11 protein-coding genes and 4 tRNA genes are annotated in these 13411 nt (G+C 44.5%); 1 reads left to right on the forward strand and 14 read right to left on the reverse strand.

Going from position 1 to position 13411, the window contains the following annotated elements; translation table 11 throughout:
* Positions 1–25: 25 nt before the first annotated feature.
* From rpoB to HGT73_RS13830, 12 genes are all read right to left on the reverse strand, one after another.
* Complete coding sequence (gene rpoB, locus HGT73_RS13775) at positions 26–4054, reverse strand: DNA-directed RNA polymerase subunit beta (RefSeq protein WP_214215838.1); 4029 nt, start codon at positions 4052–4054, stop codon at positions 26–28.
* 330 nt (positions 4055–4384) lie between these two features.
* Positions 4385–4750: a 50S ribosomal protein L7/L12 gene (rplL, locus tag HGT73_RS13780; protein ID WP_092678398.1), complete on the reverse strand. Its 366-nt coding sequence runs from the start codon at positions 4748–4750 to the stop codon at positions 4385–4387.
* Positions 4751–4816: 66 nt separating this feature from the next.
* Positions 4817–5314 (reverse strand): 50S ribosomal protein L10, encoded by a 498-nt coding sequence (gene rplJ / locus HGT73_RS13785; protein WP_214215839.1) that lies wholly within the window; start codon positions 5312–5314, stop codon positions 4817–4819.
* Positions 5315–5614: 300 nt separating this feature from the next.
* A complete protein-coding gene (gene rplA, locus HGT73_RS13790; RefSeq protein WP_214215840.1) occupies positions 5615–6319 on the reverse strand; it encodes a 50S ribosomal protein L1 in 705 nt (234 codons plus the stop codon).
* A gap of 3 nt (positions 6320–6322) precedes the next feature.
* Complete coding sequence (gene rplK, locus HGT73_RS13795; protein WP_214215841.1) at positions 6323–6751, reverse strand: 50S ribosomal protein L11; 429 nt, start codon at positions 6749–6751, stop codon at positions 6323–6325.
* A gap of 139 nt (positions 6752–6890) precedes the next feature.
* Positions 6891–7436, reverse strand: coding sequence for a transcription termination/antitermination protein NusG (gene nusG, locus HGT73_RS13800; RefSeq protein ID WP_214215842.1), 546 nt, complete (start codon positions 7434–7436; stop codon positions 6891–6893).
* Position 7437: 1 nt separating this feature from the next.
* Positions 7438–7824: a preprotein translocase subunit SecE gene (gene secE / locus HGT73_RS13805; protein ID WP_214215843.1), complete on the reverse strand. Its 387-nt coding sequence runs from the start codon at positions 7822–7824 to the stop codon at positions 7438–7440.
* Positions 7825–8046: 222 nt separating this feature from the next.
* Complete coding sequence (gene tuf, locus HGT73_RS13810; protein WP_214215844.1) at positions 8047–9231, reverse strand: elongation factor Tu; 1185 nt, start codon at positions 9229–9231, stop codon at positions 8047–8049.
* A 121-nt stretch (positions 9232–9352) separates the two neighbouring features.
* Positions 9353–9428: transfer RNA gene (locus HGT73_RS13815), tRNA-Thr, on the reverse strand.
* 5 nt (positions 9429–9433) lie between these two features.
* Positions 9434–9508, reverse strand: a tRNA-Gly gene (locus HGT73_RS13820).
* A gap of 182 nt (positions 9509–9690) precedes the next feature.
* Positions 9691–9775: transfer RNA gene (locus HGT73_RS13825), tRNA-Tyr, on the reverse strand.
* Positions 9776–9785: 10 nt separating this feature from the next.
* Positions 9786–9861 (reverse strand) — tRNA-Thr (locus tag HGT73_RS13830).
* A gap of 424 nt (positions 9862–10285) precedes the next feature.
* Between HGT73_RS13830 and coaA the strand changes: the two genes are divergently transcribed.
* The gene (gene coaA / locus HGT73_RS13835; protein ID WP_214215845.1) at positions 10286–11239 is read left to right on the forward strand and encodes a type I pantothenate kinase; all 954 of its coding nucleotides are present in this window, start codon (positions 10286–10288) and stop codon (positions 11237–11239) included.
* Here coaA and birA read toward each other — a convergent pair whose 3' ends face one another.
* Both birA and murB read right to left on the reverse strand, forming a co-directional pair.
* Positions 11240–12217, reverse strand: coding sequence for a bifunctional biotin--[acetyl-CoA-carboxylase] ligase/biotin operon repressor BirA (gene birA, locus HGT73_RS13840; protein ID WP_214215846.1), 978 nt, complete (start codon positions 12215–12217; stop codon positions 11240–11242).
* Positions 12214–13245 (reverse strand): UDP-N-acetylmuramate dehydrogenase, encoded by a 1032-nt coding sequence (gene murB / locus HGT73_RS13845; protein ID WP_214215847.1) that lies wholly within the window; start codon positions 13243–13245, stop codon positions 12214–12216. Before murB ends, birA begins: the two co-directional genes overlap by 4 nt.
* Positions 13246–13411 lie beyond the last annotated feature (166 nt).

Genomic DNA, 13411 nt, shown 5'->3' on the forward strand with positions numbered 1-13411 from the left:
CTGTAACCAGTAGAAAATCGAGTGCTTACTCGTCTTCCAGCTCGATGTTAATACCCAGCGAGCGGATCTCTTTCAACAATACGTTGAAGGATTCCGGCATGCCTGGTTCCATCTGATGATTGCCATCGACGATGTTTTTATACATCTTCGTCCGGCCATTAACGTCATCCGATTTCACTGTAAGCATTTCTTGCAGAGTATAAGCAGCACCATAGGCTTCAAGTGCCCACACTTCCATCTCACCGAAACGCTGACCACCGAACTGCGCTTTACCACCCAGCGGTTGCTGAGTAACCAAGCTATAAGAGCCGGTAGAACGTGCGTGCATTTTATCGTCAACCAAGTGGTTCAGTTTCAGCATGTACATGTAACCGACGGTTACTTGACGCTCAAACTGCTCACCGGTACGACCATCAAATAGCGTGATCTGACCAGAGGTTGGGATATCACCAAGCGTCAGCAGTTCTTTGATTTCGCTTTCTTTAGCGCCATCAAACACTGGTGTTGCAATTGGCATACCTTTTTTCAGGTTCTCAGCAAGACGTAACACTTCTTCATCAGAGAAAGTGCTTAAATCGACTTTCTGGCGTACATCGGTGCCTAAGTCGTAAGCGCGCTGAATAAACTCGCGCAATTTAGCCACTTCCTGCTGTTGTTTCAGCATGGCATTGATTTTGTCACCAATACCTTTTGCAGCCATACCCAAGTGAGTTTCGAGGATCTGACCGATGTTCATCCGCGATGGAACACCCAGTGGGTTCAATACGATATCAACTGGCGTACCATTTTCATCGTATGGCATATCTTCGATCGGGTTGATCTTAGAAATAACACCTTTGTTTCCGTGACGACCCGCCATCTTATCACCAGGTTGAATTTGACGTTTAACCGCCAGATAAACCTTAGCAATTTTCAGAACACCCGGTGCTAAATCATCACCTTGAGTGATCTTACGGCGCTTAGCTTCAAGTTTTTTCTCAAACTCGTGCTTCAGCTCGTCGTACTGTTCGGCCAGTTGCTCTAACTGATTTTGTTTTTCTTCATCAGTTAGGCCTAACTCTAACCAGCGCTCACGCGGCAGTTTATCGAGTTTATCGGCTTCGACACCACCGGCGATCAGTACGCTATAGATACGGTTAAATAAGCCGGCTTCAAGGATTTGCAGTTCTTCTGACAGGTCTTTCTTAGCCTGCTTCAGTTGCATTTCTTCGATTTCAAGCGCGCGCTTATCTTTCTCAACGCCATCACGTGTAAACACTTGAACGTCGATAACTGTTCCAGAAACACCGTTTGGTACACGTAAAGATGAATCTTTAACATCTGAGGCTTTTTCACCAAAGATTGCGCGCAACAGTTTTTCTTCTGGGGTCAGCTGGGTTTCACCTTTAGGTGTCACTTTACCGACTAGGATATCGCCGCCTTTAACTTCAGCACCAATATAGACGATACCAGACTCATCAAGTTTAGAGAGTGCAGCTTCGCCGACATTAGGGATATCAGCTGTGATTTCTTCAGAGCCAAGCTTAGTATCACGAGACACACAAGCTAACTCTTGAATGTGAATGGTAGTAAAACGATCTTCTTGTACTACACGCTCAGAAACGAGGATGGAGTCTTCAAAGTTATAACCATTCCATGGCATGAATGCCACACGCATATTTTGGCCTAACGCTAGCTCACCGAGGTCAGTCGACGGGCCGTCAGCCAAGACATCACCACGTTCAACCGGCTCGCCCAGCGAAACACAAGGCATTTGGTTGATACAGGTGTTCTGGTTAGAACGTGTATATTTGGTCAAGTTATAGATATCGATGCCCGCTTCACCCGCGTACATTTCATCTTCGTTAACTTTGATAACGATACGTGACGCATCAACGTACTGAACCGTACCACCACGTTTAGCAACCGCAGTTACCCCTGAATCGACCGCAACAGCACGTTCCATACCGGTACCGACCAACGGCTTATCAGCACGTAAGGTTGGTACTGCTTGACGTTGCATGTTTGCACCCATCAATGCACGGTTAGCATCATCGTGTTCCAAGAATGGAATCAGTGATGCACCAACAGAAACAACCTGTTGCGTGGAGACGTCCATGTAGTCGACTTGGTCGCGGCTGAATAAGCTCGATTCACCTTTGTTACGACAAGTAACGAGGTCGTCGATAAAGGCAAAGTTGTCATCCAGGTTGGTGTTCGCCTGGGCAATAACGAAGTTACCTTCTTCAATCGCAGAGAGGTAATGAATCTCATCTGTCACAATACCATCTACTACACGACGATATGGGGTTTCAAGGAAGCCATATTCGTTAGTTTGTGCGTAAACAGAAAGTGAGTTGATCAAACCGATGTTTGGACCTTCCGGCGTTTCGATTGGACATACACGTCCGTAGTGCGTTGGGTGTACGTCACGCACTTCAAAGCCTGCACGCTCACGCGTTAGACCGCCTGGACCCAAGGCAGAAATACGACGCTTGTGCGTGATTTCTGATAATGGGTTGTTTTGGTCCATAAATTGTGAAAGCTGGCTTGAGCCGAAGAACTCTTTGACCGCTGCAGAAATAGGTTTCGCATTGATCATATCTTGAGGCATCAGTGTTTCTAAATCGCCCAAAGATAAACGCTCTTTCACTGCACGTTCTACGCGGACTAAGCCAACGCGGAACTGGTTTTCGGCCATTTCGCCCACAGAACGAATACGACGGTTACCTAAGTGATCGATATCATCCACTTCACCGATACCATTACGGATACCAATGAGTTTTTTCATTACTTGGATGATATCATCGTGGCTCAGAATACCCGCGCCTTCAATTTCATCACGTCCTAATGAACGGTTGAATTTCATACGACCCACTGCAGAGAGATCATAACGGTCTTCAGAGAAGAACAGATTCTCAAACAGGTTTTCAGCCGCCTCGCGCGTTGGTGGCTCACCAGGACGCATCATGCGATAAATCTCAACCAACGCACTTAAGCGATCGCTAGTTGGATCAACACGCAATGTTTCAGAAATATAAGCACCGTGATCAAGATCATTGGTGAACAGTGTTTCAATACGTTTATGGCCAGACTGACTCAGTTTTGCTAACAGATCTAAAGACAGTTCCATGTTAGCAGCAACGATAAGCTCGCCAGTTGCCTGATCGATATAATCTTTTGCAGCGACTTTACCGGCAATGTATTCAACCGGGACTTCGATGTGCTGAATTTTGTCTTTTTCTAACTGACGGATATGGCGAGCGGTAATACGACGACCTTTCTCAACATAAACAGTACCGTTAGATTCGATATCGAAAGATGCCGTTTCACCACGTAGACGCTCAGGAACAAGTTCCATTTGCAGGCGGTTATCGCGGATTTCATATACGACTTTATCGAAGAATAGATCGATAATTTGCTCAGTCGTGTACTCAAGCGCACGTAAAATAATCGTGGCAGGTAGTTTACGACGGCGGTCAATACGAACGAATAAGTTATCTTTAGGATCGAACTCAAAGTCTAACCATGAACCACGGTAAGGAATGATTCGTGCGTTATACAGAACCTTACCTGATGAGTGCGTTTTACCTTTATCACTATCAAAGAACACACCTGGGCTACGGTGAAGCTGAGAAACGATAACACGCTCAGTACCATTGATAACAAAGGTACCGTTGTCGGTCATGAGTGGAATTTCACCCATGTAAACTTCTTGTTCTTTAATGTCTTTAACTGTGCCTTCTGGCGCTTCGCGCTCATAGATCACAAGACGTAACTTGACGCGTAGTGGTGCTGAGTAAGTCACCCCACGGATCTGACATTCCTGTACATCAAAGACGGGTTCGCCCAACCGGAAGCTAACATATTGTAGCTCTGAGCTACCGCTGTAACTCTGGATTGGGAATACGGAACGGAAAGCAGCTTCCAAACCGTGTTGACCTTCGGGATCTTGCTCGATAAATTTCTGAAACGAGTCAAGCTGGATAGAAAGGAGATAAGGTATATCCAAAACTTGTGGACGTTTACCAAAATCCTTACGAATACGTTTTTTCTCGGTATAGGAGTAAACCATAGGTTCCTCAGCTCGCTGACAAGTCGGCCTACGTTGCCCGTTTTAGTGGGCAGTTATGCAACACTGTTATTATTTTTCATCATTCAACACGAAGTCTATGATGCAATACGTCTTTCTATCACTCTTAAATCATTTCATTGCTATTGCGAGACAGGGAACCCCACGGGGATAACAGTATATTAAGTCGTCGATAGAAAAAGATATTGATGAGTTAGCTTGGAAGACACAGTGCGAAACACCAAGTTAACGCTTTAGCGCAAAAAGGCTGGTAACCATTATAGTCACCAGCCATCAGTCTGCAACTACTCAGACTGTAACCCGAAGGTTATCTTATTTGATTTCAACTTCAGCGCCAGCTTCTTTCAGAGCAGCTTCAAGTGCAGCTGCGTCATCTTTGCTGATCGCTTCTTTGATTGCAGCTGGAGCAGCTTCAACCAGATCTTTAGCTTCTTTCAGGCCAAGACCAGTTGCGCCACGTACTGCTTTGATTACTGCTACTTTGTTAGGACCAGCAGCTTTCAGAATTACGTCGAATTCAGTTTTTTCTTCAGCAGCTTCAGCAGGACCTGCAGCAACCGCTACTGCCGCAGCAGCAGAAACACCGAATTTTTCTTCCATTGCAGAAACCAGCTCAACAACTTCCATTACGGACATTGCTGCAACAGCTTCCAGGATTTGGTCTTTAGTAATAGACATAACAATTGTTCCTAAAAATCAGAATTAGTTTAAACGTAAGCGAACACGAATGGTAGAGAAAGTGGCTTATGCCGCTTCTTTTGCATCGCGAACAGCAGCCAATGTACGAACCAATTTGCCTGCAGCGGCTTCTTTCATGGTCGACATCAGACGTGCCAGTGCTTCTTCGTAAGTTGGTAGCGTTGCCAGGCGGTCAATTTGTTCCGCCGGGATCAGCTCACCTTCAAAGGCTGCAGCTTTAACCTCAAAATTTGCATTCGCTTTAGCGAAATCTTTGAACATACGTGCAGCAGCGCCCGGGTGTTCTAAAGAATATGCAATCAAGGTTGGACCGACAAACGTGTCTTTCAGGCATTCAAATTGAGTGCCTTCAACAATGCGACGCAGCAAGGTGTTACGAACAACACGCATGTAAACGCCAGCTTCACGACCTGCTTTACGCAGTTCAGTCATTTTATCTACAGTAACGCCACGGGAATCCGCAACTACCGCAGACAGCGCGCCTTTGGCTACTTCGCTGACTTCAGCAACAATCGCTTGTTTGTCTTGAAGATTTAATGCCATTAGCTTGTGCTCCTGGATTATTTAGCCAGATATCAACTACCTGGAACTCACTTCACCCAAACAATTAATGTTTGGGCGCGAAATACGGTGAGCAGAATCCAGAAAAAATTTTAAGGTTCTGTCACCGTCTACGCAGGAAATTAAGTTTTTATTCAAAACACCTGCGGTCTTGGACGGAGGCCTGGATAAGGCCAGGCTCCAACCGAAAATCTTGCGATAGCACGAAACAAATCGCACTATTGCGCTCTCCATAGGAGAGAATGGGCGCAAATTCTAGTTCAAATTTCCACCCATGTCAACTTAGTTAGTTGATGCGTTCAGACCAGCTTGGTCGATTGCAACCCCTGCACCCATAGTGGTAGACAGGCTAACTTTCTTGATATAAATGCCTTTCGCTGAAGTTGGTTTTGCTTTTTTCAGCGCAACTAACAGAGACTCTAAGTTCTCTTTCAGCTTGTCAGTATCGAAGTCCACTTTACCAATGGTAGTGTGGATGATACCGTTTTTATCGTTACGGTAACGAACCTGACCTGCTTTAGCATTTTTAACTGCTTCAGCAACGTTTGGCGTTACAGTACCCACTTTCGGGTTTGGCATCAGACCACGTGGGCCCAGAACTTGACCTAATTGGCCAACAACGCGCATTGCATCTGGAGAAGCAATAACAACGTCAAAATTCATTTCGCCTTTCTTGATTTGGTCAGCCAAATCTTCCATACCCACTAATTCTGCACCTGCAGCTTTAGCAGCTTCAGCGTTTGCACCTTGTGCAAAGACTGCGACGCGGACGCTACGGCCAGTACCGTTAGGTAGGACAGTTGCACCACGAACGTTTTGGTCAGATTTACGAGCATCAATACCGAGATTTACAGCAACATCTACGCTTTCAACGAATTTAGCAGTCGCTAATTCTTTCAGCAGTGCTACGGCTTCAGTGATGTCGTATTGTTTAGTTGCGTCAACTTTTTCACGGATATTGCGCATGCGCTTGGTCAGTTTAGCCATTTCTTAGTCCTCCACTACCAGGCCCATGGAACGAGCAGTACCTTCGATAGAGCGAGTCATCGCTTCTACGTCTGCACCAGTCATATCCGCTGCTTTAGTCTGTGCGATTTCTTGCAATTGAGCGCGAGAAACTTTACCGACTTTATCTTTGTTTGGTTTACCAGAACCTGATTTGATGCCAGCTGCTTTTTTCAGCAGAACGGCTGCAGGAGGGGTTTTGGTAACAAAGGTAAATGAACGGTCGCTGTATACAGTAATAACTACTGGAGTCGGCAGGCCTTTCTCAAGGCTTTCTGTTTTTGCGTTAAACGCTTTACAGAATTCCATGATGTTAACACCTTGTTGACCTAAAGCTGGACCAACTGGTGGACTTGGGTTTGCCATGCCCGCTGCTACTTGCAGTTTGACATAGGCTTGTACTTTCTTAGCCATGATAATTCCTCTGTTGGGTATAGCGCCTAGTTAGGCTTCCCGTGATGATTAAATTTACCGGGTATAGACCCCATAAATATAAAAGGCGCGGAATTATAATTAAATTCCGCGCCTTTTGCAATCAACTGTTGCTGATTAATTACGCTTTTTCTACCTGACTGAAATCTAGCTCAACTGGGGTTGCACGACCAAAGATCGAGACAGAAACCTTCAAGCGGCTTTTTTCATAATCAACTTCTTCGACAACGCCATTAAAGTCAGCAAAAGGACCATCACTTACGCGTACCATCTCACCCGGCTCAAATAGAGTCTTAGGACGTGGTTTATCACCGACTTGCTGTAAGCGATTCATGATCGCATCAACTTCTTTGTCGCTAATCGGCGCAGGGCGATCTGACGTACCACCAATAAAGCCCATCACTCGAGGAACGCTGCGTACTAGGTGCCAGCTTGCATCATTCATAACCATCTGGACTAATACATAACCTGGAAAGAATTTGCGCTCGCTTTTACGACGCTGACCTGCGCGAATTTCAACAACTTCTTCAGTGGGGACCATTACCTCACCGAAAAGCTCTTCCATGTTGTGCAGTTTGATATGTTCACGCAGAGATACTGCTACGCGAGCCTCGAAACCAGAAAACGCCTGAACGACGTACCAGCGTTGTTTAGGTGCTTCAGACATTTCAGAACCTCAGACCAGTGATAAAGGATACTAAGCGGACTAGGATACTATCTAATCCCCACAAGATGAGCGACATGATTGCCGTAACGATCGCGACAATAACTGTTGTCTGCAGTGTTTCCTGACGGGTCGGCCATACCACCTTGCGAACTTCGGTTCTAGCTTCACGCGCAAAAGAAACCGCTGCTTTACCTTTTTCTGTTGTAAGGAAAGCAATGCCGCCAGCTATCGCGATAATGACAACCACACCTAATGCACGAAGTGGAAGATTAACCTCACGATAGAAGTAGTTACCTGCGATTGCGACAATCAACAGCGCAAAGACAACCACCCATTTGATTATTTCTTGGCCACGTCCACTCGCCTGAGCTTCAGTATTTGCACTCATAACAACCTACCACCATAAATCAAAACTATTAAACCTCGCCATGATTGCGAGGTAACCAACCCAGTCGGTATTCACCATCTGGAGTTTAACGTCACCCAGAGCCTGTCTCAACAATGATTTGGCTTCTAAAAATCACTGATGAGCCAGGTTCTGTATCATCGCGAATAAAAAGGGCATCAAATGATGCCCTTTTCATATGCATGACGTCAAATATTATCGTGATTAAGCGATAACTTTAGCAACAACGCCCGCACCTACGGTACGACCACCTTCACGGATTGCGAAGCGTAAGCCGTCATCCATTGCGATTGGGTGGATTAAGGTAACAACCATTTTGATGTTGTCGCCTGGCATTACCATTTCTACGCCTTCTGGCAGTTCGATGGTTCCAGTCACGTCAGTTGTACGGAAGTAGAACTGTGGACGGTAGCCTTTGAAGAACGGAGTATGACGGCCGCCTTCATCTTTAGACAGAATATAGACTTCTGACTCGAACTGGGTGTGTGGCTTGATTGAACCTGGTTTTGCAAGAACTTGACCACGTTCGATTTCTTCACGCTTGATACCACGCAGAAGAACACCTACGTTCTCACCTGCTTGACCTTGGTCAAGTAGCTTACGGAACATTTCTACACCAGTACAAGTCGATTTCGCAGTATCTTTGATACCAACGATTTCAACTTCTTCACCAACTTTAACAATTCCGCGCTCTACACGACCGGTAACAACTGTACCACGGCCTGAGATTGAGAATACGTCTTCGATTGGCAGAAGGAATGGCAGGTCGATGGCACGTTGTGGTTCTGGGATGTATGAATCTAAGTAACCAGCCAGTTCTACAACTTTAGCTTCCCACTCTGCGTCGCCTTCCAGTGCTTTAAGCGCTGAACCACGAACGATTGGCGTGTCATCGCCTGGGAAGTCATATTGTGACAGCAGGTCACGAACTTCCATTTCAACGAGCTCTAACAGCTCTTCATCATCAACCATGTCACATTTGTTCAGGAACACGATGATGTAAGGAACACCTACTTGGCGACCTAACAGGATGTGCTCACGAGTTTGTGGCATAGGGCCATCAGTTGCCGCAACAACTAGGATAGCGCCGTCCATTTGCGCAGCACCGGTGATCATGTTTTTAACATAATCGGCGTGTCCTGGGCAGTCAACGTGTGCGTAGTGACGAGTTGGTGTTTCGTACTCTACGTGTGAAGTGTTGATGGTGATACCACGTGCTTTTTCTTCTGGTGCGTTATCGATTTGATCGAATGCACGCGCAGAACCACCGTAAGTTTTTGCTAAAACGGTAGTGATTGCAGCAGTTAAAGTGGTTTTACCGTGGTCAACGTGACCGATGGTTCCCACGTTTACGTGTGGTTTATTACGTTGAAATTGCTCTTTAGCCATCGCTTGTTCCTCTATGACACAGATAGGATCAGTGAAATTATCACGTCAACCAGGTTAATCATTACCTGATGAATATGGATTTAATCAAGAGACAGAAGAAACAGGGAGGAAGTTAGGAATGTGGTGCTGATACCCAGAGTCGAACTGGGGACCTCACCCTTACCAAGGGTGCGCTCTACCAACTGAGCCATATCAGCACATCTGGAGCGGGCAGCGGGAATCGAACCCGCATCATCAGCTTGGAAGGCTGAGGTAATAGCCATTATACGATGCCCGCATCCTGGAACTCTGCTACCTGAATCTTTCTGTAGCTTATGAATAATAAAATGGCTTTTATTATTCGAGTCTGCCAGATAAACTGACCGACTTTCGACTGTTACCAGTCTAAACCGGTGTGAGAAAATTGCTTTTTAAAAGCTTTTTTACTTCACTATGCCTCAACAACAGTAGTGGTTGAGATGGTGGTGGGAGAAGGATTCGAACCTTCGAAGTCTGTGACGGCAGATTTACAGTCTGCTCCCTTTGGCCGCTCGGGAACCCCACCTTAACTTGATTGGTGCCGACTACCGGAATCGAACTGGTGACCTACTGATTACAAGTCAGTTGCTCTACCTACTGAGCTAAGTCGGCATCAAGTTGAGGCGCATTCTATGGGGAGTTAGAAAATCATGCAACTAAAAAATGTGATTTTTTTTCTGTTTGATTACTCTTTACACAAAATAGGTGAAATACGTCATTTTTAGTCTAAAAATTAATCTAAAAACGCTATTTTTAACCTATTCTCAGCGAGTATTTTCTAAAACTTTAGGGGATACAACTAAACAAAAAGTCGTTTTTTTTCATTCAAAAATCGAAATAAATTAAAAATTTTATTATCTACCTCGATATTTAACACCTTGGAAATATAATTTCATCATGATATTAACTTATTTTTGCTTTGTGCTACCTGCTACAGATGATAACCTCCTGTCATATAATTCTTTAAACTCCTTTAGTTAACTCATTTTCTGGCTTTATTTGCCCTTACTGAGTTTCGGATGCCAGACGTATAATTATGAATACAATCAATTCGTCACCGTTGACATCGGCTTATCTGCATTTTGACCGCCATCACTGGGCAACATTACGTGACTCGACACCTCTTGTACTTAATGAACACGATATTGAACAGCTAGAAGGAATTAATGAAGACTTATCTCTTAGTGAAGTGGTCGAAATTTATCTTCCCCTCTCGCGCTTACTAAACTTTTATATCAGTTCAAATCTTAACCATCAAAACGTGGTAAAAAAATTCCTGGGGACTGATCGTAAAAAAATTCCTTACATCATTAGTATTGCAGGAAGCGTAGCTGTCGGTAAAAGCACTACAGCTCGTGTATTACAAGCCCTATTGAGCCGCTGGCCGGAACACCGCAAAGTAGAATTAATCACTACTGATGGTTTTCTTCACCCCAATGCCGTATTAAAAGAACGCGGTTTGATGAAGAAAAAAGGATTTCCACAATCCTACGATATGCATAGGCTAGTAAATTTTGTTGCGGATATTAAAGCAGGTAAGGAGAAGCTGACGGCTCCCGTTTATTCACATCTGACTTACGATATTATTCCTGAAGAACAAAAGGTTGTTGAGGCGCCGGATATTGTCATCCTTGAGGGATTAAACGTATTACAAAGTGGTATGGATTATTCACACGATCCACATCGTGTGTTTGTTAGCGACTTTGTCGATTTTTCAATCTACGTTGACGCACCTGAAGAGTTCTTAAAGCAGTGGTATATTAATCGCTTTTTACGTTTTAGAGAGAGCGCCTTTAGCGATCCTAATTCTTATTTTCATCACTATTCACAGTTGAGTATTGAAGAAGCCACCACTATCGCCTCTACTCTTTGGGATGAAATCAATGGACTCAACTTACGAGAGAATATTTTGCCCACTCGTGAGCGGGCAAATCTTATCCTATCTAAAAGCTTTAAACATGCTGTGAGCTCAGTAAGTCTGAGAAAGTAATCATCGCAGGTCTGGCGGGTTGGCGGCTCTTAATGATATTTCGCCACCAACCCATGCCTTAACTTCGCCCTCATGCTCCAGTAGTAAAGCCCCGAACTCATTAATACCCCGCTCAATACCAAATACTTCTCTTTCGCCAATAATCAACTTGACCGGTTTGTTGAGAAAATTATCCAATACGTGCCAACGGGGTAAAAATGGAGCCATACCTTGTATTTCAAAAATAGTTAATGCATGGCGTAGGTTTTCAATGACGGCGGCAGAAAATTCGTTACGGTCAACAACAATGCCTTCTTGGTAAAGGCTCGTCCAATGCTGATTAATTACTGACAAGGGGTCTGATTTCATCGAGATATTAATTCCAGCACCAATCACGATGTGTGCTACATCTCCCGTTTTACCAGTCATTTCTACTAAAATGCCTGCTAATTTACGATCATTAATATAAAGATCGTTTGGCCATTTAACCTTTACGTCCCCACACCCAAATTGTATGAGTGTTTCAGCAATGACGATCCCAACAACAAGACTTAATCCCATTGCTGCTGCTGGGCCCTGTTCTAATCGCCAATACATAGAGAGATAAAGGTTAGTGCCAAAGGGAGAAAACCATTTTCCACCGCGCCGACCACGTCCTGCTTGTTGATATTCAGCAAGACAAGTATCTCCAGAATTGAGTTTATCAATATTATTCAATAGGTACTGATTAGTGGAATCGATAACCGAAATCACTTCAACATTATTAATATGGTAAAGTTGTGAGAGCACTGTCTGGTCTAGTAAGTTAATGGGCTCTATAAGGCAATATCCTTTTCCAGTAACTCTATTCGTGTTAACGCCCCATTCTTCTAATATCTTAAGATGTTGGTTAATCGCAGCACGACTCATGCCAAGTTCTTGACCGAGTTGTTCCCCCGAATGAAATTCTCCATCCGCTAAGATGGCCATGATTTTCAACGTAACGCTATAATCTTTCATGATAAGGTATCCACGGCATTAACCTCACCTTTAGTGCCAATAAACCTCACTTCGGGCTCCAGCCATATTGAGAACTTCTGGTGTACGGTATCTCTAACATGTTTAGCCATGCTAACCACATCCGCAGGCTGAGCTTCACCTAGGTTAACTAAGACTAATGCCTGTTGAGGATGTACCCCTGCACCATGAGCCTGGTACCCCTTCAACCCTGCTTGTTCAATGAGCCAACCGGCTGCAATTTTTACCTGGTCACTATTTTGTGGATAGAACGGGGCATCAGGATAATGCTGTTTAATCGCCTCTGCTGCCTGTGTGGAAATGATAGGATTTTTAAAAAAACTGCCTGCATTACCCATTTTAGCTGGATCAGGTAGTTTGCTACGCCTAATCTCACATACTTTATCAAAAATAGATTTTGGTGTAGTAAGCGTCTCTTTTACTGCCTTTAGCGGGCCATAAGAGAAGTTCGGTTGCCAACATTTAGGTAAGCGAAAACCAACAGCTGTAATGACGTATCCGTGTTGATATCGATGTTTGAAGATACTTTCTCGGTAACCAAAGAGGCACTCTGTGTGAGTTAATCTCACTAACTTATTTTGAGTAAGGTCGAGAATATCGACGTAATCGCAGACATCCTTCAATTCGACACCATAAGCGCCTATATTCTGTATGGGTGCTGAACCTACCGTTCCTGGGATCAGTGCTAAATTTTCTAGCCCAGGCATGTCTTCTTTAATAGTAAACTGGACGAAATCATGCCAATTCTCACCAGCCGCACAGTGAATAAGCCAATTATCTTGAGTTTGCTCGACACTTATGCCTTTTAATTGGTTGATCACCACGGTTCCATCAAAATCATCAAGGAAGAGCATATTACTGCCGCCACCCATTAGTAACCACGGCTTTCCTTGATGATCTTGCCAGCTATCGATAAGGGTTTCGGTATCGGAGGCATACACAATACTTTTGGCACTAACAGAAAGGCCAAAAGTATTTAAGGGCTTTAAAGAGGTCTGCGAACAAGTCATAGCTTCACCTTGATGGGATAATCACTGACTAGTTTACCTGATTTGGTGGATTTTTTTCATTAAACGCTATAAGAAGTTAGCGTTTTCCCAATGCAAAAAGGCCATCCGTGAGGATGGCCTTTTTGTCTGTTTGGATGCCTGGCAGTTCCCTACTCTCGCATGGGGA

The sequence above is a fragment of the Rosenbergiella australiborealis genome (assembly GCF_018494035.1).
GTDB lineage: Bacteria > Pseudomonadota > Gammaproteobacteria > Enterobacterales > Enterobacteriaceae > Rosenbergiella > Rosenbergiella australiborealis.